Origin of the sequence: Mesorhizobium sp. BAC0120 (assembly GCF_033542235.1) — a bacterium.
Taxonomy (GTDB): Bacteria; Pseudomonadota; Alphaproteobacteria; order Rhizobiales; family Rhizobiaceae; genus JAWRCU01.
Genome location: NZ_JAWRCU010000011.1, coordinates 170413 through 192023, shown reverse-complemented (window position 1 = coordinate 192023; position 21611 = coordinate 170413). Strand labels below are relative to the sequence as shown.

Sequence of the window (21611 nt, the reverse complement as noted above, 5' to 3'; positions counted from 1 at the left end):
CTCCCCGTAAACGGGGAGAAGGAAAAGAGGAGGCGTCCCATGGCTGAACGCTCATTCGTCAAGGAAGTCGAGAAGCTGCGCCTCGGCGCGGGCGAGACATTCACCGGCGAGGGGATCCTCGCCATCACCAAGGCGCTGCTCGAATGCGGTGTCGGCTATGTCGGCGGGTACCAGGGCGCGCCGATCAGCCATCTGATGGACGTGCTCGCCGACGCCCAGGATATTCTGGGCGAGCTCGGGGTGCATTTCGAGGCGAGTGCCTCGGAAGCCACCGCGACCGCCATGCTGGCGGCCTCGGTGCACTACCCGATCCGCGGCGCGGCGACTTTCAAGTCGACGGTCGGCACCAATGTCGCCTCCGATGCGCTGGCCAATCTCGCCTCGGGCGGCGTGACCGGCGGCGCGCTGATCATTGTCGGCGAGGACTATGGCGAGGGCTCCTCGATCATGCAGGAGCGCAGCCACGCCTTTGCCATGAAGAGTCAGGTCTGGCTGCTCGATCCGCGGCCCAACCTGCCGTCCATCGTGAAGGCGGTCGAGGACGGCTTCGAGCTGTCGGAAGCCTCGAACACCCCGGTCATGCTCCTGGTGCGCATTCGCTGCTGCCACGTGCATGGCAGCTTCACGACCAAGGCCAACAAGCGCCCGGCGATGACGGTCGCCGACGCGCTGTCGGCGCCGCGCCGCGACACCGGCCGCATCGTGCTGCCGCCGGCCTCCTTCCTGCACGAGAAGGAGAAGGTCGAGAAGCGCTGGCCGGCGGCGGTCGAGTTCATCCGCTCGAGGAAGATCAACGAGTTCTTCGGACCCGAAGACGGCAAGATCGGCATCGTCATGCAGGGCGGCATATACAATTCGGTCGTGCGCGCCCTGCAGCGCATGGGGCTCGCCGACAATTACGGCGAGACGGACGTGCCGCTCTATGTGCTGAACGCCGCCTATCCGCTGGTGGACGACGAGTTCCTGTCGTTCTGCGAAGGCAAGGATTCGGTGCTGGTCGTCGAGGAGGGGCAGCCGAACTATATCGAGCAGTCCTTCGCGGCGATGCTGCACAAGGCGGGGCGCGGCACACGCGTCGTCGGTAAGGAATATCTGCCGATGGCAGGCGAGTATACAGGCCAGGTGATGCTCGACGGCATCGGCGCGTTCCTGCGCGCCGAGGCTCCGCAGATGCTGCCGGCCGAGATCAGGGCACCCAACAAGGCCGGCAACGGCCACGACATTCCCGACCTCGCCGGCGTGGTGCCGGGCCGGCCGCCCGGCTTCTGCGTCGGCTGCCCGGAACGGCCCATCTTTGCTGCGACGAAGCTCGTCGAGCAGGAGCTCGGCAAGCATCACATCGCTTCCGATATCGGCTGCCATCTCTTCTCTATCATGCCGCCATTCGAGCTTGGGGCCACGACGATGGGCTACGGCCTGGGCCCGGCATCGGCATCGGCCTTCAACTCGGCAGAAGCTAAGCGGCGGTCGATCTCCTTCGTCGGCGACGGCGGTTTCTGGCACAACGGCCTGACCTCGTCGGTCGGTAATGCGGTGTTCAATAAGAATGACGGCGTGATCGTCATCGTCGACAACTACTACTCCGCCGCGACCGGCGGGCAGGACATCTTGTCCTCACGCGCGAGCAACCGCTCGAAATCGACCAGGCACCCGATCACAGAAGCGGTAAAGGGTATGGGCGTGAAGTGGGTGCGCCAGCTCGACCGCACCTATGATGTCGGCAAGATGCGGGACACGCTGAGAGAGGCGCTGACCACCGAAGAGAGCGGGCCAAAGGTCATCGTCGCCTCCTCCGAATGCATGCTGAACCGTCAGCGCCGCGAAAAGCCGCTTGTCGACAAGGCGATCAAGGGCGGCGAGCGTGTGGTGAAGCCCAAGTTCGGCGTCGACGAGGATGTCTGCACGGGCGACCATGCCTGCATGCGGCTCTCCGGCTGCCCATCGCTCTCCGTGAAGTCCCTCGACGACCCGCTGCGCGACGATCCCGTGGCGCATATTGACCAGAACTGCGTCGGCTGTGGCAATTGCGGGGAAGTGGCAGATGCCGCGGTGCTCTGCCCGTCCTTCTTTCGTGCCGATACCGTTTACAACGCAACAGGATGGGACCGTTTCGTGGACCGGCTCCGCCGCTCGGTGATCGGGTTCCTGCAGGGTCGGCGGGAGAGCCGGCGGCTGACCTTCGCCGATGCCTGAGCTCGCTTCACTCACTCCGACCGCGCAGCGCGCGCCAGATCAAGACACCATCATCAAGCTGGCCGTCCTTGCTGTCGGCGGGCAGGGCGGCGGCGTGCTCGCCGACTGGATCACGGACGTCGCCGAGCGCAACGGCCATGTCGCGCAGTCCACCTCGGTTGCCGGCGTGGCGCAGCGCACAGGCGCGACGATCTACTACATCGAGATGGCTCGCGACACGGGCCGCCGGCCGGTCTTCGCGCTTTCGCCGGCGCAGGGCGACGTGGACATATTGATTGCGGCGGAGTTGATGGAAGCCGGCCGCGCCGTCATGCGAGGCTTCGTGACGCCGGACCGCACGACGCTGATCGCCTCCTCGCACCGGATCGCCGCGGTGTCGGAGAAGATCGCGCCGGGCGATGGGCGCGCCTCCTCGCCGACGGTGCTGGCGGCGGCGGAAGCGGCCTCGAAGCGGCTCATTGCCTTCGACATGGAGAAGATCGCCGTCGATGCCGGCTCGGTAATCTCGGCCAGCCTGCTAGGCGCGCTGGCCGGCTCCGGCGCGCTGCCCTTCCCGCGCGACAGCTACGAACAGGCGATCTCCGCCGGCGGGCGCGGAGTGAAGGCGAGCCTCGCGGCCTTCACCGGCGCATATGAACAGGCGCGCCGGAGTGCGCCCGGGGAGACGGCTGCTGCTTCCAAGGGTCGGGGCGCAGCCAATCCTGCGGCGAGTTCGGCCCCGAGCGCCGGGTCAGCCATGCCGGGCCGAGCCGAGCTGGCACGCCGCGCCGTCTCCGGTCCGGCCTCCCAGCTTGCTGGCTGGAGCGAGCTGCTGGCGCGGGTCAACCGCTTGCCCGAACCGGTCCGCGACATGGCCGGGCGCGGGCTGAAGAAGGTGGTCGATTATCAGGACCTCGCCTATGGCGGAGAATATCTCGATCGCCTCGACAAGGCTGTCTCGTTGGACGATGCCGCGCATGGCTACCGACTGTCGATCGCCGCCGCGAAGCATCTGGCCAACGCCATGTGCTACGACGACATGATCCGGGTTGCCGATCTCAAGACCCGCTCGGCGCGGACTGCCCGCGTGAGGCGCGAGGTCGGCGTCAAGGACGACGCCGTGCTGAAGGTCACCGAATATTTCCATCCGCGCATCCAGGAATTCTGCGGCACGATGCCGGTTCGGATCGGCCGCTACATCGAGGAAAGGCCCAAGCTCGCCGCCTTCCTGGACCGAGGCATCAATCGCGGCCGCCACATCCGAACCGACAGCATGACCGGCTTTGCGATGCTCTGGATCGTTGGCGGCCTGCGCCGCTGGCGGCGAAAGCTTCTGCGGCATCAGGTGGAGAGCGAGCATCTGGAGCGCTGGTACAGGCTCGCGCTCGACAACGTCCGGGCCGACTACGACCTTGCCGTCGAGATCCTCGAATGCCGGCGGCTGATCAAGGGCTATAGCGACACCCATGCCCGCGCGCAGTCAAAGTTCGATCGCGTGCTGTCGGGCCTGGACCTGCTCAAGGGCCGCGACGATGCCGCGCAGTGGCTAAAGCGGCTTCGCGAAGCCGCGCTCAGGGATGAGAAAGGCGACATGCTCGACGGCGCGCTGAAGACGATCGCATCGCTGTAGAGCCAGGGACAGGAGCTTCTCCTCGCCTGTCTTTGGGCGTACTACGATCGCTCGAATTGTGTTTGCAGGCCGTTTCGAGTGGGCAGCGCCTGCATGAGTGAACTGCAGAAAGTTCCAACCGTGCCGCAAACAAATCAAAAAGTTCCAGACAGGTCAGTGTCTGTGCTATCGGCGATGCCGCGTTGATTTCTGCGTGGCTCGCCTCGACCGTATGACCGATGATCCCTTTGCCGCCGTGATAGCCAGCTTGAAGCGGCTCGGGCTGATTCCGGCCGGCGTCGAACCGGAACTTTCGCCGCTGACCGGCGGCGTCGCCTCCGACATATGGCTGGTGCAAGCGGGCGAGCAGCAGTTCGTCGTCAAGCGCGCGCTCGAGAAGCTGCGCGTCGCCGCAGACTGGCGCGCTCCCGTGAGCCGCAATGCCAGCGAGGTGGCCTGGTTCAGGCGGGCTGGACTGGCGGTGCCCGGCGCCGTGCCGGCGATCCTCGCGCATGATCCGGCCGAAGGCTATTTCGCGATGGACTACCTGCCGCCGGCGACGCATCCGGTCTGGAAGCGCGAGTTGCAGGCAGGAAGGGCCGACCCGGGCTTTGCGGCAGAAGTCGGCACGAGCCTGCGCAAATTCCATGAGAGCACCGCTGGAAAATCCGGCATTGCCCAGGATTTCAACGACGATGCGTTGTTCAAGGCGATCCGGCTCGAGCCCTACCTGGAATTCACTGCAGCGCGGCACAAGGAGATCTCCGGCGCGCTGCTCGGCCTCGTCGAGCGCAGCTTGCGGAACCGCAGAGCGCTGGTCCATGGCGACGTCTCGCCGAAAAACATCCTCGTCGGTCCGAATGGGCCTGTGTTTCTCGATGCCGAATGCGCATGGTTCGGTGATCCCGCCTTCGATGTCGCCTTCTGCCTCAATCACCTGCTGCTCAAGTGTTTATGGACCCCCTCGGCGGCGAGCCGGTTCCTCCGCTCATTCGACAGATTGCGGGATGCCTATTTCAGCGAGATCGGATGGGAGCCCGCAGCCGAGCTGGAGGCTCGTGTCTCCGCGCTGCTTCCGGCGCTGCTTCTGGCGCGGATCGATGGCAAGTCGCCCGTCGAATATGTCGAAGACGAAAGCATCAAACGCGGCGTGCGGGGTTTCGCGATCCCGCTGATCGAGGCCGCGCCCGGCGACCTTCCCTCCCTCAGGAGCAGATGGGCCGAGGCCCTTCCACGGATTTTGGAGAAGACATGACGACTGCCATCACGAGCGTCCGGGGCCGCCGCGTTTGGGATTCCCGGGGCCGGCCGACCGTCGAGGCCGAGATCCGGCTTGCCGGCGGCGCATGGGGCCGCGCCATCGCGCCGGCCGGAGCCTCCACCGGCTCTGGCGAAGCACTCGACCTGCGCGACGGGGGCGAGCGGCTTGGCGGCTTCGATGTGATGCGCGCAGTCGGCAATGTGAACGGCGAGATCGCTGCTGCCTTGCACGGCGTCGATGCGGCCGACCAGGAGGCAGTCGACCGCACCCTCATCGATCTCGACGGCACGCCGCAGAACGCGAGGCTCGGCGGCAACGCGATGATCGCGGTCTCGATGGCGTCAATGCATGCTGCGGCGGCCGCGGCCGGAAAGCCGCTCTGGGTCTATGCGGCAAATGGCGGGCCGGTGCGCATACCCGTGCCCGAGATCCAGATTTTCGGTGGCGGCGCGCATGCCGGCCGGCGCGTCGACATCCAGGACTTCCTGGTGATCTGCCCGACCGCTCCAGACTTCGGGACGGTGATGGAGCGGACCGCCGAGGTCTATCGCGCAGCCGGCACACTGCTCGCCGAAAAGGGGCTGAGACAAGGCGTCGCCGACGAGGGCGGCTGGTGGCCGGCCTTCGGCGCCAATGAGGAAGCGCTCGATTTTCTCGTCCGCGCGATCGAGCGCGCCGGCTACACGCCGGGCGACCAGGTCGCAATAGCGCTCGACGTGGCTGCCTCGGAATTCGGCAAGGACGGCCGTTATCGGCTCGGCCTCGAGAAGCGGGAACTCGATCGCGACGGCATGGGCGAAATGCTGCTCGACTGGGTGAACCGGTATCCGATCCTGTCCATCGAAGATCCGTTCGGAGAAGATGACAAAGAGGGTTTCCGCCGCTTCACGGCAGAGGTCGGCGACCGCGTCCAGATCGTCGGCGACGACCTTCTGGTGACGAATGCCGGACGCGTCGAGGAGGCCGCGCGCGAGGCCCTTGCCACTTGCGTGCTGATCAAGCCGAACCAGGCCGGCACGATTTCGGAAACCAAGGCTGCGGTCGATGCCGCCAGGCGGCTCGGCCTCGGCGCCATCGTGTCGGCGCGCTCGGGCGAGACCGAGGACCTGACCATCGCCCATCTCGCGGTCGGCTGGAATGTCGGCCAGTTCAAGGTCGGCTCGATCACCCGCTCCGAGCGCATGGCCAAATGGAACGAGATTCTCAGGATCGAGGAGAATTTGGGCGAGCGCGCGGTGTTTGCCGGCCGGGAAGCGCTGGCGTTTCGGGCGCGGGCGGGCAGGTAATAGCAAGTCTCAAGCGTCAGCGCTGCCCCTCACCCTTACCCTCTCCCCGTGAACGACGGGGAGAGGGGGCGGCAACGTCGCAGAATCCCCTCTCCCCGTTTTACGGGGAGAGGGTGAGGGTGAGGGGCAGCGTCGACCTGAAAGCAGTAGGCGGCAACGATCAAAGCGTATCGTCGCCGCCATACCGAAAGCGCGGCTCCGGCAAACCGGCAACACCCGGCTCCAGCGCGAACAGCCCACCCTCTTGGGGGTTCGCGGCCAGATGCTCGTCGCTCATGGTGAAGCGCGCTGAAGTCACATAGAGCGTCGTCAGCTCGGCGCCGCCGAAGGTGCAGCTCGTCGGCCAGCTGCAGGGCAGGTCGACCACGCGGTCGACACGACCGTCGGGCATGGTGCGCGTCAGCGCAGAACCCCCGGCGACGCGGCAGGTCCATATGCCGCCCTCGGCATCCATACACGAGCCATCGGGCGCCCCTCGGTTGAAAGGTTCGGAGAAGGGGCGCCGGTTGCGCAAAGCCTTGCCGGAAAGATCCACATCGTAGGCGTAGAGGCGGTTTTCCGTCGTGTCGGCCGTGACGAATCGGCCGTCCGGCAGCCAGATCATCGTATTGGTGATGCCGTAGCGATCGTCTGAAAGCTTCGTTACGCCGCCGTCGGGATCGACGCGATAATAGCGTCCGCTCTTTTCGGTGAGCTCCGTCGGCGAGCCGTCAGGCGCGAAATTCTGCTGCATCGTGCCGACCCAGAAGGAACCGTCGGGCGCAACCCGGCCTTCGTTCAGCCGGTTTCCCGGCAGGTCCGGTTCGGGGACGGCGAAGGTTTTCATCTCGCCTTCGAAATCCCACAGGGCGACCCTGGCGGTGAGGCCCAGTATGGCGTCGCCGTCGGTCCTCAGCCCGATGGAGGTCGGGAATTCCTGGAGGTCCCAGCGGCGTTCGGCCTTCGTCGCGGGCTCATAGCGACGGATGACGCGGCCGATGATGTCGACCCAGAACAGGCATTTGCGCTCACTGTCCCAAACGACGCTCTCGCCGACGATGTCGCTGCCGGCAAGGAGCTGCCTGACCTCGGACTGGTTCCGCATTGCTCGACCTCCCACCGCTCGATTATTGCCGGCCAAAACGGCTGGCGTTTATTCCTCCTTCGGCGAGCCACCGAGCCGGGCCATCATGCCGCCGTCGACGCGCATCACCTCGCCGGTGATGAAGGAAGCAGCAGGTGAGGCAAGGAAAGCCACGGCTTCGGCGATTTCTTCGGGCTGGGCAGGCCGCCCAAGCGGGTGCATGTCGTTGATTGCTGCCCAAACCTCGTCCGGCTTTTCCGCAAGCGCGACGGAATCGCGCAGCATCGGCGTGTCGACCGAGCCGGGGGCTATGCCGTTCACGCGCACGCCGTAGGGCGCCGCATCCACCGACATGGCATGGACGAGGCCGACAAGGCCGTGCTTGGCCGAGGAATAGGCGACGACGCCGGCCTGGCTGGCAAATCCCTGCACCGAGGCCATGTGCACGACCGCGCCTTTTGCGGCGCGCAGCTGCGGCATCAGCGCCTGCGAGATCAGGAAGGCGCCCTTGAGATTGACGGAAAGCACCTCGTCCCAGAGCGCCTCGGAGGTCGTCTCGACGGTCCCGTAGCGCTGGATACCGGCATTGTGCGAAAGCACGTCCGCGCCACCAAGCTCCGCGGAAGCCTCGGCTGCGCGCGCACAGTCCGCGGCGCTCGCCACCGAGCCGACGACGGTCTTGACGGTCGCAGCGCCGGCGAATTCCGCGGCGACCCGCGACAGCGCCTCGGCGTCCACATCCATCAGGACGAGCTTGCCGTGGTCCTTGCCAAGACGATGCGCGACGGCTCGGCCTATGCCCTTGCCGGCGCCGGTTATCAACGCGGTCATTCGCTCTCCTCCCTGCAGACCTGTCAGAGCATGCCGATACGGCAATCGCCAGCAGGCCGCAACGGTGCAGATGGCCGGCAAGTTCCGACCGATGCGCGGTCCAGGCGGACCGGGATCTTAGCTGGTCCAACTTTGAACTTCGGGGCGCCCTCCACGGAACCTGGCTGCCCAATAGAAGGTTCGAGCACTGAGCCCTGGTTTTGCAAAGAGCTGCTGGACCGATGGCTGACTTCGCCTTTGCCCTTGCCTGGCTTGCCGTTGTCGCATGGCTTATAAAGCGTGCGATGCGCCAACGCGAGCTACTGCGGCCGCTGCAGCCGGTGCCGCCGGGGGACGGCTGTCCCGCCACATGCATTATCGTGCCGGCCCGGGACGAAAGCGCCAACATTGGGGGATGCGTCCGCTCGCTGCTCGAACAGCGCTATCCGCCCAGCCGTCTGCGGATCATCGTCGTCGACGACAATTCGAGCGATGACACAGCCGCAATCGTCGCCAGGATGGCGGCGCGGGATCCGCGTCTTGAGCTAGCCCGCGCAGCTCCGCTTCGTGTCGGCTGGCAGGGCAAGGTGCAGGCATGCTGTACCGGAGTCGCTGCAGCGCCCAATGCCGACTGGCTTTGCTTCATCGACGCCGACATGCGGTCACATCCGCTGCTTCTGGCAAGTGCCGTCGCTGCGGCCCATCGTGGCAGGCTGGACCTCCTATCCCTTTCTCCCCGCCACGATCTTCGCAGCTTCGCCGAACGGCTGATCATCCCCTGCGGTCATTACCTGCTGGCGTTCCTGCAAGACCTCGCCCACATCCAGAATGCCGACAGCGACGAAGTCGTGGCCACCGGCCAGTTCATGCTGGTGCGCCGCCGCGCCTACGCATCTGGCGGCGGTCATGCGGCGGTCGCTTCGTCGATCCGCGAGGACGTCGAGCTCGCTCGTCTGCTGAAGTCATCCGGATACCGCGTGATGCTGCAGGATGGCTCACGGCTTCTGAGCACGCGCATGTACACCGGCTGGCGAACGCTCTGGCCCGGGCTCGCCAAGAATCTGAGCGACATGCTTTGCGGGCCGGCACGAACCTTGATGATTGCGGCCGCATCGATCGTGCTGGCCTGGGCCGCGCCGCTGCTGCCGGCCTATGAGATGGCCCGCTGCGTCAACGGCTCGGGCAGCGCATGTGTGGCTTCCGTGCCGGCGATCGCAGGGTCGGCGGCCGCACTTGCCTTCCACATCGCTAGTGCCGTCCATTTCGGAATTCCAGTCGCCTATGGTTTCATCTTTCCGGTGGGCTACACGGCAGGGGCCGCCATCGCGCTCGATAGCTTGCGTCGAAAACTGACGCATCGCGTCAGCTGGAAGGGCCGTGTGTACCCATGACGGGAGGACGCAAATTCCCCGGGCAGCAGGGCGAAGCCGTTGGCGGGGGCCGCTCCCGTGTCTCCGAGCGAACTGTCATCGTCACTGTCGCGACCATCGTCATTTTCGCCTATCTGGTCCGCAGCATATTGCTGCCCTTCGTCATTGCGGGCGTGGTGGCCTATCTGTTCACGCCCGTGCTCGATTGGCTGGACAGACGGTCGCGGCTGCCTCGCTGGGTGTTCGCCCTGCTCGTGCTTCTGCTCGTGATGAGCGCGGTCGCGGGCATCGTCATCCTGGCCGGCCCGCCCCTCAAGCAGGAGGCGCTCGGTATCGCAGGCGATCTCCACGGCACCATCGAAGGTTTTGCACGCCAGCTTCTAGGCGACCGAAAGTTCAACATCGCTGGCACCGCCGTCGATGCCGGCTTCATCGCGGACCAGATCGTCAACGAGCTGCGCGGCTGGTTCGGCGAGGGCATCCAGGTGCTCAGGATCGCGGCGCTGGGAGCGGCCGGCTTCTTCGGCATCATCCTGACCTGGGTGCTGCTCTGCTATTTCCTCATCGATGGCCATCGGATCGGTAGCGGCCTGATATGGCTCGTGCCGCCCGGCCAACGCTCTTTTGCCGAAGAAACCTGGGGCAAGCTCGATCCCCTCCTTCGGCGCTACTTTGGCGGGGTCGCACTTGTGGTCGCGTTTGCGTCTGTGGCCGCCTATCTAGGTTTAGGGCTCATTCTCGGTCTCCAACACGCGCTCGTCCTGGCCCTGCTCACCGGCCTGCTCGAAACCATACCTCTGATCGGGCCGATTGCCTCTGGCGTAGTAGCCGGCCTCGTAGCCGTACAGGAGGCGAAAGCCACGTGGGACATCGTGGCCTACATCATCTACGCCGTCGCCCTCAGGGTTTCCATCGACCAGTTCTTCGGCCCGATCGTGCTCGGCAGGGCAGCCTACATCCGGCCGGTGCTGGTGATATTCTCATTCCTGGCCGCTTCGATTCTGTTCGGCGTCGTCGGCATAATACTGGCGGTGCCGGTCGTGCTCGCGATGAAAGTGGTTCTGGCGACTCTTTATGGGGACGGGACAGGGCAGCGGGAGGATGCACCATGAACCTGCGCTTCGGCAATCACAACGACAATGCATGTTCCGACGGAAACACGGGCGCAGGCGGCCCCGGCTCGAGCGCGGCGGCAGCCAGCCCCGTGTCGCGGGCGAAGGCGAGCGCGCCTGCTTCGGCCGGGCGGTGTGCTGCTCAACCACGGCCTCGTCACCACCGACCCTGACGGCAAGGCGCATGGGCCGCCCGGCGGCGAGTTCATCGACCGCCATGTCTTCCAGGGGGGAGAACTGCCGCACCTTTCCCGGGTGCTGCAGACGGTGGCGCTGGCCGGGTTGGAAGCGGTCGACATCGAGGACCTGCGGCCGCACTATGCGCGCACGCTGCAGCACTGGGTTCGCCGGCTCGAGGCGCGCTCTCGGGAGGCGATCGGGATCGCCGGCATCGAGCGCTACCGTATCTGGCGCATCTATCTCGCCGGAATGGCGTTCGCCTTCGACCGCGGCTGGCTCTCGGTCGCCCAGGTTCTCGCTTACAAGCCGACAAATGGCCCGCCGGCCATTCGCCCCTGGACGCCGGAGCATCAGTACGTCTTCGGTAACCCGCAATTCATCGCCTCCGGGCTGAACTGGACCGAGGACTGATGGAAGACGTTCGGTTCGGATGGAACCAACGTCGGGGCCGGAGGTTTGAAGATCGTCTACATCCGCTTTGGGACGTGACTTTGTCCGTCGCGATTTCGCAAAGACCACGCGCTCTGGGAACTTGGCCCGGAAATGCGATCCTTGAACTGGATCGCTGGCTACGCAGGCGGCAAGGCGTCTATGAGTACACGAGCGATCGGACCTGCATCTTTCGCATCCAGCGCCTCCACGCCCGACGCGAGTTGATGTTCGCGGACGGCACGCATATCCGCCGGGGCGATCCCCTTCTCCAGATTCACCTATGGAACGAGCAACTACCCGTTATTGGCGCCGAAGGGCCATCCGTCGCCTGGGGCCGCAAGTTCGGACGAGCTTGGCCCGTCACATCCGCAGCGAGCCCGCCCTTCGCGAAATTGTCGCGGTCTATTGCGAAATGCGACTTGGTGCGCAGGAGCAGGGCGAGCAGCTCACGCGCATGGCAGCGCGATACGGGTTCGAGTCGCCAACCATCCAAACATGGAGCATAGTGGATAATCAGCTGAAGAGGTTTGTGGAGAATATCATGGGCCTCCTCCTCGTGCTTGCGACCAACCGGATGGCTGCCCACTTCTCTGTCCTTCGACGCGACCGAGCGTTTGTCTATCTCTCGCGCGCTGCGCTGGAGCGTTACAGCCACGATCGCTCCAAGCTCGCGCCGCATTAGCTGGGAGCGCCGTCGTGCCGCTCACCGAAGATCTTGTCCGTTGGGCAGCCAACCTGTGCCTTGCGGCCGCCGGTCTGGGTTGCGTTTACCTGCTAATCGGCTGGGTACTGGTGCTGCGGTTCGGTTCGAAAGCATCGGCCGCGGAGCTTTGGCCGGTTCCCGTCACCATTCTCGTTCCGCTTTGCGGCCCGGAGCCGGGCCTGCATGAACGCCTGAGCAGGTTGTGCCAGCAGGACTATCCCGCGCCTTTCCAGATCGTCTGCGGCACTCAGGATGCGCGGGACCCGGCTAATGCCGTCGTCAAGCAGATCGCCGATCGGTTCCCGCACCGCCAAATCGATCTGCATATTGATCCGCGGATCAACGGCGGAAACATGAAGATCTCGAATCTTATCAACATGGTCGCACGGGCACGGCATGACATCCTGGTGCAGATCGATAGCGACATGGAGGTCTGCCCGGACTATCTGGCCAAGGTAATCGGCGCGCTGCAAAAGCCCGGTGTAGGAGCGGTCACCTGCCTCTACTATGGTATGGCGAAGGGCGGCACATGGGCGCGGCTCTCCGCCATGGGTATCAACCTGCATTTGCTGCCTAACGTGATCTTTGCCCTCGGCTTCGATCTGGCGCGGCCCTGCTTCGGCGCGACGATCGCCATCTCGCGGGACACGCTGCGCCGCATCGGAGGCTTCCGCAGCTTCGTCGATCAGCTCTGGGACGACTATGCCTTGGGCGAGGCAGTGCGGGAGCTCGGCCTTCGAGTCACGGTTCCGCCTTTCGCGCTCGGCCACGTTTGCACGGATCGTTCGGCCAGCGAATTCTTCGCAGCCCAGCTGCGCTACGCGCGAACTATCCGCAGCATCGATCCCGCCGGGTACGCGGGCGGCATCATCACCAATCCGTTCCCGTTGGCACTGGCGGCGCTAGCCTTCGGCGGAGGCAAGGATGCGCTGGCGCTGGCGGCGGTCGCGCTGGCCTGCCGGGCGGTGCTGTCCCGCTGCATCGAATACCGGTTCGATACCCAGGCGCAAGCCTACCTCCTGCTGCCACTTCGCGATCTGTTCTCCTCTGTTGTGTATGTCGCAGGCTTCTGTGGCTCCACCGTCGCCTGGCGAGGGCACCGCTACCGGATCGCGCACGACGGAACCGTGATTCCGAATCCGCGATGAGGTAGGATCATGCGCACGCTCTTCTTGCAGGCCCCAAGCTATGAAGGCTTCGACGGAGGCGCCGGCTCGCGCTACCAGGCGAGGCGTGAGATCCGGTCATTCTGGTACCCGACCTGGCTCGCCCAGCCGGCAGCCCTGCTCCCGGACAGCCGGTTGGTCGATGCCCCGCCGCACGGGATCGGCCTGGCGGACATAACTGCAGAGGCTCGGAGCTACGACCTCGCCGTGCTGCACAGCTCTTCGCCTACATTCGCCTCCGACACCCGGGCAGCAGCGGCACTGAAGGAAGCCAATCCGAAGCTCAAGATAGGCTTCGTCGGTGCCAACGTCGCCGTGGATCCGGCGAGCAGCCTGAAGAGGGCGCCTGCGCTCGATTTCGTTGCCGGCAACGAGTTCGATTTTACCATCAAGGAGGTGGCTGAAGGACGCGACTGGTCAAGCATTGCCGGGCTCGCCTATCGCGACCGCAACGGTGTGGTCAGGCAGAACGAGGACCGGCCAATCCTGGAGCGTATGGACGATCTGCCGTTCGTGACACCCGTCTACAAGCGCGACCTCAAGATCGAGAACTACTTCATCGGCTATCTGAAGCACCCTTACATCTCCTTTTATACCGGCCGCGGCTGCAAATCGCGCTGCACGTTCTGTCTCTGGCCGCAGACGGTAGGCGGCCATCGCTACCGTACGCGCAGCGTCCAAAACGTTGCGGCCGAGGTCCGCTGGGCGCAGAAGGCCTTCCCGCAGGTAAAGGAGTTCTTCTTTGACGACGACACGTTCACCGATGACGCCCCGCGCGCCGAGGCGATCGCCCGCGAGCTCGGCAGACTCGGTGTCACCTGGTCCTGCAACGCCAAGGCGAACGTGAGGTGCGAGACACTGAAGGTGATGCGCGACAACGGCCTGCGACTGCTTCTCGTCGGCTATGAATCCGGCAACCAGCAAATCCTGCACAACATCAGGAAGGGCATGCGCATCGACGTGGCGCGACGCTTCACGAAGGAGTGTCACGATCTCGGCATCACCATCCACGGGACCTTCATCCTTGGGTTGCCGGGAGAGACGCGCGAGACGATCGAGGAGACGATCCGCTTCGCCCAGGAGGTCAATCCGCATACCCTCCAGGTCTCGATCGCCGCACCCTATCCGGGCACCTTTCTATACGACCAGGCAATCCAGAATGGCTGGTTCGACGAGGCACATGCCGAGTTCGTCGACGAGCACGGCATGCAGCTCGCTCCACTGCACTACCCGCATCTGAGCCATTCGGAGATCTATCATTCAGTCGAGGAATTCTACCGTCGCTTCTATTTCCGGGCGCCCAAGATCGCCTCGATCCTGGCCGAAATGGCGCGCAGTCCAGAGATCATGAAGCGGCGGCTGCGCGAGGCAGGCGAGTTCTTCGCTTTCCTGCGGGAGCGACGGGAGGCGCGAAACTGAACGGGCTGATCATCACCGCCGACGATTTCGGCATCGCCGAAGAGGTGAACGAGGCGGTGGAGATTGCATATTGCAAGGGTGTGCTGTCCACGGCCAGCCTGATGGTGAGCGGACCTGCCGCCGCGCACGCCGCCGCGATCGCAAGACGCCTGCCGGGTCTGCGTGTCGGTCTACATCTCGCGCTCGTCGACGGACCACCGGCTGCTTCCCTGCATCGAATTCCCGATCTGGTGGACTGCGAGGGACGGCTTGGCCGCAACACGGTACGGCTTGCAGTCGAGCTTGCTTGCCGCCCGGCAGTGCGGCGTCAGCTGCGGAGAGAAATCGAGGCCCAGTTCGCAGCTTTTCAGGCAACCGGACTAGCGCTCGATCACGTCAATGCGCACCGCCATTTGCATGTCCACCCGCTGATCGCGCGTGAACTGTTTTCAGTCGGGCCCGTATTTGGGATGAGGGCGCTGAGGGTTCCCCTTGAGCCCGTGCTTCCCCCAGGCTCCGACGATGGGCCACCAACCGTTTCCGAACGCGTGCTGCGGCCTTGGGCGCGGATGCTTGCATGGCGGGCGAGCCGTGAGGGGCTTGTGACGCCGGACGCCGTTTTTGGCCTTCGCTGGTCCGGCTGCATGCATGCGGGACGGCTTCGGCGGTTGCTGGAACACTTGCCGGACGGTCTCGTCGAGATCTACACACATCCCGCGACCGCAGACCGCTTCGCCGGGCATTCTGACGGGTATCATTATGCTGCGGAACTTTCGGCGCTGACCGACGCCGGTGTCGTTGAGACGCTGCGCCGCTCGGGGCGCCGCCTCGGCGGTTACACCCGGTTCGCACATCGGAACTGACAAGGTGGTCGGCGGATTTCGCTCGCGAGATCATGACCGAAATCGAAAAGAACTGGCCTCGAGGAGCTTTACGTGAAGGACTGCCTGGGCGGCGGGTGGCCTGTCGAGACCGGACACTCCTGGCTGCGCAGGTGGTCGAACCGTTTGGTGCGCAAGATACGCGGGCATTGAGGCGTGGAAGCCTGGTGGCGCTCAAAGATATCCGGCTTCGCGGAACCAGCGGATCGCATCGCCAATGGCTTCGGGGTAGGGACGCGCGACGAATCCCAGGTCCCGTTCCGCTTTCGCCGCAGTGAAGAACATGCGGTGTTTCGACATGCGCAAACCGTCGCGGGTGATGAACGGTTCGCGACCACGGCGCCGGGCCGCGATTTCGGCCGCCACGGCGACCGGCAGGACGACGCAGCGGGGAATACGCAGCCGCGGCGGGCTTCGTCCCACCTGCCGCGCCACGACTGCCAGGATTTCCGATAGCGGCGCATTCTGGCCGCCAAGGATGTAGCGCTCGCCGACGCGCCCTCGTTCCATCGCAGCAACATGTCCTGCCGCGACATCGTCGACGTGGACGAGGTTGAGCCCCGTATCGACGAAGCCCGGCATTCGTCCGGCCGCCGCCTCCACGATGATTCGCCCTGTCGGCGTCGGGCGGACGTCGCGCGGTCCGACCGGAGTGGACGGGTTGACGATCACGGCGGGCAATCCGTTCGCGATCATTTGCTCCACCAGCCGCTCGGCTATCACCTTGCTGCGCTTGTAGGCGCCGATTGCATTGGCCAATGCGAGGGGCTTTGCTTCGTCGGCCGGGCTGCCATCGCCATTGACGGCAAGGGTGGCGACGCTGCTCGTATAGACGATGCGCTCGACGCCCGCCTCGGCGGCTGCCTGCATCACCGCGTGCGTTCCATTCACGTTGTTTTCGATGATTTCGTTCGGATTGGGCGCCCACAGGCGATAATCCGCCGCAACATGGAACAGCCGGCGCACGCCCTTCATCGCCGCCCTAAGCGAGTCCGGCTCGCGCAGGTCGCCCTGCACGAACTCGAGGCCCAACCCCTCCAGGTGAAGTGTCGGGCTGGTATGCCGGATCAAGGCCCGCACGCGGAAGCCGCTTTCGACGAGCCTGCGCGTTACGGCTGAGCCAACGAACCCGCTGGCGCCGGTCACAAGGATGACGTCACCCGGCATGGTCGTGTGGAGTGAACATGTTGCGCTCGTTCGCCAAGAACCGTACTCGATGGCCTCGGCGCAGCTGAGGGAACAATTCTCCTCGCCAACGGTTTCTAATCTTCGAGGGACGTGTTTGTTCCCGAACGGTCGAGGCGCTATCGCAATGGGCGAGCTTCTCGACTGCCTGGTTTTCGGGATCTGGCTCTATCTCGTGGCGGTACGGGGTGGCTTCTCACGTGCGGAATGGGACCGTGATTGTCGCTCGGGCCATGCCGCCCGCTACGTCGGCAGCACTGAGTGAGGTGCGGTGATCGCCCGCGACCGAGCGGGTCGCGGGCGAAACCCGACGAAATGTTGAAGCCTGACAGGTCAGGGCCGCACTGCCGTTACTTCGATCTCGACGAGAAAGGCGGGGCTGGCGAGGCCGGCCACCTTCACGACTGAGCGAACGGGAAGATTCGGCTGCTCAGCGGTTCCGAAAAACTTCGTGTAGCTCTTCATGAAGCCGGCGAAATCCATCTCGCCGTTCCTGGCCGGATCGCCGACGAGGAAGGCCTGCATCTTGACGACATCGCCCATTTTCAAGCCAAGCCCATCAAGCGTCTTTTCAACGGATTTCAGCACGGATTCCGTTTGCGCCTCGGTATCGCCATAGGCGGCGATCGTCCCTTTTTCAGCCTTTGGATCGATCACAGTCGGTACGGCCCCGCTCAGGTAGACAGTTGTCTTGCCGGGCGGCACCTCCACCGCCTGTGCGATGGGAAAATCCGAATTGGGGATCTTGTGACGCACGACATCATCGGCAAAAGCGCTGCCTGTCATGGCAAGGCCTGCAAAGATGATGGCTACGCGGATCGATTTTTTCATCGTCAGCTTCCTTCAAATGTGGATTGACGTGGCGGGCACGGATGACGCCCGCCGAGGAGTGCGTCAGAGCGGCGCGCGTTCAATGTTGAACCGCGCCGCTCTTTCTCTTTGATGACGCATCGGATTGACCGAAAACAGCTGTGCAATTTTTCGCCGACGCGGTCCTTCGGTTCGCTAGCGCGAAGCCTTCACGTCCTCTGCAGTAACTGCGTCCTGGTAGTTATTGCCGAAGTGCGTGCGCACATAGTTGACGACAGCCGCTATCTGATCGTCGCTCATCATCTGGCCAACGGGCGGCATGCCCTTCTGGCCCTGAAGGAGGATGAGGATCGGATAACCCGCCGATTCCAGATTGGCGTTGTTGGCGAGCGCAGGATAGTGCCCGGCGCCAACCGCACCCTGTCCCTGATCCAGGTGGCAGGCCGCGCAGACATGGGTGAAGAGCTGTTCTCCCGTCTGTTCGGTGAAAGTGCGGCCGTTGCTGAACGTGATGCCCGCCGAGTCGGCGAAGGCTGCCGGCACGCCGGGCAAGGCCAGGAGCGGAAGGGCGGCCAGGCCGCACGCAATTTGGCGTTTCATGGTCGAATGCTCTGCTGATTTGACGTGATCGGTGCGAAACATGACTGTCACGCCTGAAGCACACGCTGGTGCAGGCGCGTGATGGCGTTCAGGGAGGACAGGATCGCTCCCTCCTGCCAAGCGGGGATGTAGGACGCATGTTCGCCGGCCAGCACGATACGGCCGTCGATCTGGCAGAGATTGTTGTAGTGCTCCTTGCGGGCCTCGTCGGTCCAATCGCCGGCACATCCAAGCGTGAATGGCGAACGGTGCCAGGCAACGGCAATGCCGTTCTCGAACTCATCCTTGTATTGCGGATGGATGAGGCTGCCCTGCTCCACGGCGCGCTTGACACGTTCCTCCGGCGCCATGGCAGTGAACTCGTAGGAATTCGGGCCATTCCACGTGTAACAGCCGAGCAGCACGCCCTTGCCCTTCTTGTTGTAGTCTGTGCTCGGGTAGGAAATCTGCGAGATCGGCTGGTTCGTGTAGGTGACGCCGCCGAAAATCTTGTCATCCTCCTCCCAGAACCGCCGCTTCATCTGCAGGCCTACCTTGACGGACGAGGCGTATGGGACCGCAGCGATGGCCGCCTGCATGGCGCTACCCACATTGATGTCGATCTGGCTGAGGATGGTGAGCGGGATGGTGCAGACGCACCAGTCGGCACTTGCTTCCTGCGTAGTACCCGGGTTCTTCACGTCCTCATAGGTGACGGTCACGCCCTTCTCGCTCTGGGCGATCTTGGTGACCTTGGCATTGTAGGTGATGAGATCACCCACTTCTCTTGCGAACGCTTCCCCGATGCGGCCCATGCCGCCGACCGGCTGGAACATCGTGGTCTGGAACTCGTAGAGCGCAAAGTTGGCCAGCGAGCGCCAAAGGCCGGAATTCAGAATATCGGACAGGCCGATGACGTCACCCGGCGCCGGCTCGGCTCCGATGCCGCCGCCCGGATCCTTCTCATAGCCGCGGAATTCCGCAGCAAGGTCACCGGCCTTGTAGGCGTAGTCCTTGTCCAGAGCGCCCCAGGATCGCAGCGCCTCAAGCAGGATTTCCTGGTCCTCCTCGTTCACCAGCCCTTCGAGCTGGCCTTTCTGCGTCACCTTGGCCAGCAGTTCGGAGGTATGGCCCTGGAAATCGCTCTTGATCTCGCGCATACGGCGCGGCTTCCCGCCAAATGCCTTGGTCGAATGCAGATAGGCGTTGTGATTGATCTGCTGGAACGGCTCCAGCTGCACGCCTAGCCGCTTGCAGTAATCGAGCAGACCATTGTGGTGGTAAGGGATGCGCCAAGGGCCAGGGTTGAGATAGAGCCCTTCGTCGAACTCGCATTTCTGCGTGGCGCCGCCGAGTTCGGTGTAGGTGTCGCCGCCACGCAACGACCAGTTGCGGCCGCCGGCCCGGTTGTTGAATTCCAACACCTTGACCTTGTAGCCAGCCTGGCGAAGTTCGAGCGCGGCTGTCATGCCGGCAAGGCCTGCACCGAGAATCAAGACCGATGCGCCTTTCGGATCGCCTTCCAGCTTGATCGGGCCGCTATAATCGGACGTGGCGGCCAGGCCCATGCTGGTCATGGCCTGATACATGGCGGCGCTTCCAGCCGTCATTCCGATCAATTTCAGCAGGTCCCGCCGGCGCATGCCGGCGGTTGGCAGTTCACCATCCATGTATGTATCCCTCCTCGATGCACGCTAATTCCGCGCATGCCGGGGGATACTACATGCAGCCTCGATGCTCACAAGGCAGGGCACTATAGCCTATGGTCGTATGTGGAATTGTGTTTCGATTATTGACACGCGATTTCATGCCGCTCGAATCACGGCCTTTGGTCGATTCTTCGAGATGAAGCATCTGGTGGTCTTACGTGGGGGCGATCCGTGTGGCTTCGACGATGAATCGCTGGCGAAGCAGGGCGGGCGCGACCGGATTGCGCTCACCCGAACTTCATGTTCTCTCTCGCACTCGCCGCCGAGACAGGCGACAATCGTTTCTTAACCGGAGCTCAGGCAGGCGCTTGGGCGCCCCGGACTTGGTGCCGTTGGACCACCTGCCACTAGTCCAGAGTGCGCAGCATGCCAGCTAGGCCGCAAAGTCGAAACCGTCGTCGCCGAGACGCTGCTGCAGCTGACGGATGCGGCGGCTAACGAGCGATGCCGATTCGCTCGGCCCCGGAATATAGACCGGCTTGCCATCGCGACCGAACCGGAAGACCGCATCGCTTGCCTCCGCGCTCACGTCGCCGAACAGACGTTCCACTATGGCAAAATCTCCGTTCGGCGAGATGCCGATCGACTGCGACCATGCCGCCAGATCGCGCAGCAGCTTGCGGGCCTCGCTGGGATCGATCTCGGTGAGCGGCATGCCCGATGCTTTGGATCCTTCGAGATACGCGTCGAGCAGCTCCTCGTCGACGGGTCTGAACACGCTGTCTTTGATCCCCAGGCAGAATACGTCGAGCAGAAACATGCCAATGGACAGGGTATAGGGGCTGTCGCCGCGGACCAGGACCAGCGAGCCCATGCCGACGCTGAATATCTGATCCGTGATCAGGCAGTGTCGTATGGGCGCCCGAGCCGCCTGCAGCACCTGGCCGGCCAGACTTCCGTCGACCGCCTCGGCCCGACGTTTTTCCGATACTACCTGTTTTCGCCGCTGCGCCTTCCGGGCGCGCTTGAGGGCCATATTCGCCGCCATGGTCGCGAACTCCACAGAATCAAAAGCCCATTCAGGATATGCGAAAAGACCTTCGCCTACGGCGTGGCGACGCGTTTTTTCTGAGGATAAGGACGCCGGCGGAAGATGTGCGATGACGCAGGCGCGCCAACACTTAACGCTGCGAGGGCACACATCGACTGAGCCGCCTCTCCAACGCGTCCTGCGCGCCATCTTCGCCGGATTTGCAATTTCTTCGTTCCAACTCTCAAGCCGATCGCGAGAGCCAACAACGCATGTTCACCCATTGACACGGCCCTGCCGCAAGCTAAAAGTGCCGCGTAAATAACCGACCGGATGGAAATAAATGGGTCGACCGAGGGTGATCGATCGGGAAGCGGTGCTCGAGGCTGCCGAGATCGTAGTCGGGCGGGACGGCGCGGCCAGTCTGACGCTTGATGCGGTTGCGGCCGAAGCCGGCATCAGCAAGGCCAGCGTGATCTATGATTGCGGCTCCAAGGAGAGCCTGATCAGGGCGGTCATCGAGCGGCGTGTCAGGCTCGATTCGGAAAAGATCCAGGCGGCTCTCGACAGGCTGGGGAATGTTCCCAATGCAAGGATACGCGGGCGGATAGAAGCGGCGGCGCATTTCGACGATAACCCCGCGGAGGCGGTCGCGCTCAATCTCTGTTCGGCATTAGCCCATGATGCGGAGCTTCGCAGCAGGATGCAGAAGCTTTGCGGGGATGAGATCGAGGCGATCATGTGCGATGCGGAAAATCCTGGCAATGCGATGGTGGCCTTTCTTGCGGTGGAGGGGCTGAAGATAATGGAATATTTCGGCTTTCTCCGCCTGACTTCCGAAGGCAGGGCAACAGTCTTGAAAGACATCGCCGCGCTCGTCGAGCCGAGCTCCGGAACGGGGGCCAGCTCGTAAGA

The 21611-nt window shown here is 64.0% G+C and carries 19 protein-coding genes; 12 read left to right on the top strand and 7 right to left on the bottom strand.

Going from position 1 to position 21611, the window contains the following annotated elements:
• Positions 1-39: 39 nt before the first annotated feature.
• From SAZ10_RS23240 to eno, 4 genes are all read left to right on the top strand, one after another.
• Complete coding sequence (locus tag SAZ10_RS23240; protein ID WP_318611765.1) at positions 40-2193, top strand: indolepyruvate ferredoxin oxidoreductase subunit alpha; 2154 nt, start codon at positions 40-42, stop codon at positions 2191-2193.
• On the top strand, positions 2186-3802 hold the full coding sequence (locus SAZ10_RS23235) for an indolepyruvate oxidoreductase subunit beta family protein (protein WP_318611764.1): 1617 nt from the start codon (positions 2186-2188) through the stop codon (positions 3800-3802). The genes SAZ10_RS23240 and SAZ10_RS23235 overlap by 8 nt, the downstream gene beginning before the upstream one ends.
• A 193-nt stretch (positions 3803-3995) precedes the next feature.
• Entirely contained in the window at positions 3996-5036 is a 1041-nt protein-coding gene (locus SAZ10_RS23230; RefSeq protein ID WP_318611763.1) for a phosphotransferase family protein, read from the top strand.
• Positions 5033-6328, top strand: a complete 1296-nt coding sequence (gene eno, locus SAZ10_RS23225) for a phosphopyruvate hydratase (protein ID WP_318611762.1) — start codon at positions 5033-5035, stop codon at positions 6326-6328. Before SAZ10_RS23230 ends, eno begins: the two co-directional genes overlap by 4 nt.
• Positions 6329-6488: 160 nt before the next feature.
• Here the strand turns inward: eno and SAZ10_RS23220 are convergent, their stop codons facing one another.
• A complete protein-coding gene (locus tag SAZ10_RS23220; protein WP_318611761.1) occupies positions 6489-7412 on the bottom strand; it encodes an SMP-30/gluconolactonase/LRE family protein in 924 nt (307 codons plus the stop codon).
• 48 nt (positions 7413-7460) lie between these two features.
• Positions 7461-8222: an SDR family oxidoreductase gene (locus SAZ10_RS23215; RefSeq protein WP_318611760.1), complete on the bottom strand. Its 762-nt coding sequence runs from the start codon at positions 8220-8222 to the stop codon at positions 7461-7463.
• 221 nt (positions 8223-8443) lie between these two features.
• Between SAZ10_RS23215 and SAZ10_RS23210 the strand changes: the two genes are divergently transcribed.
• The 7 genes from SAZ10_RS23210 (at position 8444) to hpnK (ending at position 15425) form a co-directional block, all read left to right on the top strand.
• Complete coding sequence (locus tag SAZ10_RS23210; RefSeq protein WP_318611759.1) at positions 8444-9592, top strand: glycosyltransferase family A protein; 1149 nt, start codon at positions 8444-8446, stop codon at positions 9590-9592.
• Positions 9589-10683 (top strand): AI-2E family transporter, encoded by a 1095-nt coding sequence (locus SAZ10_RS23205; RefSeq protein ID WP_318611758.1) that lies wholly within the window; start codon positions 9589-9591, stop codon positions 10681-10683. The genes SAZ10_RS23210 and SAZ10_RS23205 overlap by 4 nt, the downstream gene beginning before the upstream one ends.
• A 27-nt stretch (positions 10684-10710) precedes the next feature.
• A complete protein-coding gene (locus tag SAZ10_RS23200) occupies positions 10711-11274 on the top strand; it encodes a class I SAM-dependent methyltransferase (protein WP_318611757.1) in 564 nt (187 codons plus the stop codon).
• 562 nt (positions 11275-11836) lie between these two features.
• Positions 11837-11977, top strand: a complete 141-nt coding sequence (locus SAZ10_RS23195) for a hypothetical protein (RefSeq protein WP_318611756.1) — start codon at positions 11837-11839, stop codon at positions 11975-11977.
• 14 nt (positions 11978-11991) lie between these two features.
• On the top strand, positions 11992-13146 hold the full coding sequence (hpnI, locus tag SAZ10_RS23190; RefSeq protein ID WP_318611755.1) for a bacteriohopanetetrol glucosamine biosynthesis glycosyltransferase HpnI: 1155 nt from the start codon (positions 11992-11994) through the stop codon (positions 13144-13146).
• A gap of 9 nt (positions 13147-13155) precedes the next feature.
• Positions 13156-14583 (top strand): hopanoid biosynthesis associated radical SAM protein HpnJ, encoded by a 1428-nt coding sequence (gene hpnJ, locus SAZ10_RS23185; RefSeq protein WP_318611754.1) that lies wholly within the window; start codon positions 13156-13158, stop codon positions 14581-14583.
• The gene (gene hpnK / locus SAZ10_RS23180; protein WP_318611808.1) at positions 14580-15425 is read left to right on the top strand and encodes a hopanoid biosynthesis-associated protein HpnK; all 846 of its coding nucleotides are present in this window, start codon (positions 14580-14582) and stop codon (positions 15423-15425) included. Before hpnJ ends, hpnK begins: the two co-directional genes overlap by 4 nt.
• Before the next feature lie 192 nt (positions 15426-15617).
• On the opposite strand, the gene hpnA is transcribed toward hpnK, so the two are convergent.
• The 5 genes from hpnA to SAZ10_RS23155 form a co-directional block, all read right to left on the bottom strand.
• Positions 15618-16610: a hopanoid-associated sugar epimerase gene (gene hpnA / locus SAZ10_RS23175; protein WP_318611753.1), complete on the bottom strand. Its 993-nt coding sequence runs from the start codon at positions 16608-16610 to the stop codon at positions 15618-15620.
• Between the two features lie 351 nt (positions 16611-16961).
• Positions 16962-17459, bottom strand: coding sequence for a RidA family protein (locus SAZ10_RS23170; protein ID WP_318611752.1), 498 nt, complete (start codon positions 17457-17459; stop codon positions 16962-16964).
• Between the two features lie 174 nt (positions 17460-17633).
• The gene (locus SAZ10_RS23165; RefSeq protein ID WP_318611751.1) at positions 17634-18038 is read right to left on the bottom strand and encodes a cytochrome c; all 405 of its coding nucleotides are present in this window, start codon (positions 18036-18038) and stop codon (positions 17634-17636) included.
• Positions 18039-18085: 47 nt separating this feature from the next.
• Positions 18086-19687 carry a flavin monoamine oxidase family protein gene (locus SAZ10_RS23160; RefSeq protein ID WP_318611750.1) on the bottom strand — a complete coding sequence of 534 codons (1602 nt, stop codon included), beginning with the start codon at positions 19685-19687 and terminating at the stop codon, positions 18086-18088.
• Between the two features lie 412 nt (positions 19688-20099).
• Positions 20100-20714 carry a hypothetical protein gene (locus SAZ10_RS23155; RefSeq protein ID WP_318611749.1) on the bottom strand — a complete coding sequence of 205 codons (615 nt, stop codon included), beginning with the start codon at positions 20712-20714 and terminating at the stop codon, positions 20100-20102.
• Positions 20715-21039: 325 nt separating this feature from the next.
• Here SAZ10_RS23155 and SAZ10_RS23150 point away from each other — a divergent pair, with 325 nt between their 5' ends.
• On the top strand, positions 21040-21609 hold the full coding sequence (locus SAZ10_RS23150) for a TetR/AcrR family transcriptional regulator (RefSeq protein ID WP_318611748.1): 570 nt from the start codon (positions 21040-21042) through the stop codon (positions 21607-21609).
• Positions 21610-21611: the final 2 nt, after the last annotated feature.

Excerpts from the sequence above, each read along its gene's own strand:
- SAZ10_RS23240 (WP_318611765.1), top strand. The coding sequence starts at position 40 with ATGGCTGAACGCTCATTCGTCAAGGAAGTCGAGAAGCTGCGCCTCGGC.
- SAZ10_RS23235 (WP_318611764.1), top strand. The coding sequence starts at position 2,186 with ATGCCTGAGCTCGCTTCACTCACTCCGACCGCGCAGCGCGCGCCAGAT.
- eno (WP_318611762.1), top strand. The coding sequence starts at position 5,033 with ATGACGACTGCCATCACGAGCGTCCGGGGCCGCCGCGTTTGGGATTCC.
- SAZ10_RS23220 (WP_318611761.1), bottom strand. The coding sequence starts at position 7,412 with ATGCGGAACCAGTCCGAGGTCAGGCAGCTCCTTGCCGGCAGCGACATC.
- SAZ10_RS23215 (WP_318611760.1), bottom strand. The coding sequence starts at position 8,222 with ATGACCGCGTTGATAACCGGCGCCGGCAAGGGCATAGGCCGAGCCGTC.
- SAZ10_RS23210 (WP_318611759.1), top strand. The coding sequence starts at position 8,444 with ATGGCTGACTTCGCCTTTGCCCTTGCCTGGCTTGCCGTTGTCGCATGG.
- SAZ10_RS23205 (WP_318611758.1), top strand. The coding sequence starts at position 9,589 with ATGACGGGAGGACGCAAATTCCCCGGGCAGCAGGGCGAAGCCGTTGGC.
- SAZ10_RS23200 (WP_318611757.1), top strand. The coding sequence starts at position 10,711 with ATGCATGTTCCGACGGAAACACGGGCGCAGGCGGCCCCGGCTCGAGCG.
- SAZ10_RS23195 (WP_318611756.1), top strand. The coding sequence starts at position 11,837 with ATGGGCCTCCTCCTCGTGCTTGCGACCAACCGGATGGCTGCCCACTTC.
- hpnJ (WP_318611754.1), top strand. The coding sequence starts at position 13,156 with ATGCGCACGCTCTTCTTGCAGGCCCCAAGCTATGAAGGCTTCGACGGA.
- hpnA (WP_318611753.1), bottom strand. The coding sequence starts at position 16,610 with ATGCCGGGTGACGTCATCCTTGTGACCGGCGCCAGCGGGTTCGTTGGC.
- SAZ10_RS23170 (WP_318611752.1), bottom strand. The coding sequence starts at position 17,459 with ATGAAAAAATCGATCCGCGTAGCCATCATCTTTGCAGGCCTTGCCATG.
- SAZ10_RS23165 (WP_318611751.1), bottom strand. The coding sequence starts at position 18,038 with ATGAAACGCCAAATTGCGTGCGGCCTGGCCGCCCTTCCGCTCCTGGCC.
- SAZ10_RS23160 (WP_318611750.1), bottom strand. The coding sequence starts at position 19,687 with ATGGATGGTGAACTGCCAACCGCCGGCATGCGCCGGCGGGACCTGCTG.
- SAZ10_RS23155 (WP_318611749.1), bottom strand. The coding sequence starts at position 20,714 with ATGGCGGCGAATATGGCCCTCAAGCGCGCCCGGAAGGCGCAGCGGCGA.
- SAZ10_RS23150 (WP_318611748.1), top strand. The coding sequence starts at position 21,040 with ATGGGTCGACCGAGGGTGATCGATCGGGAAGCGGTGCTCGAGGCTGCC.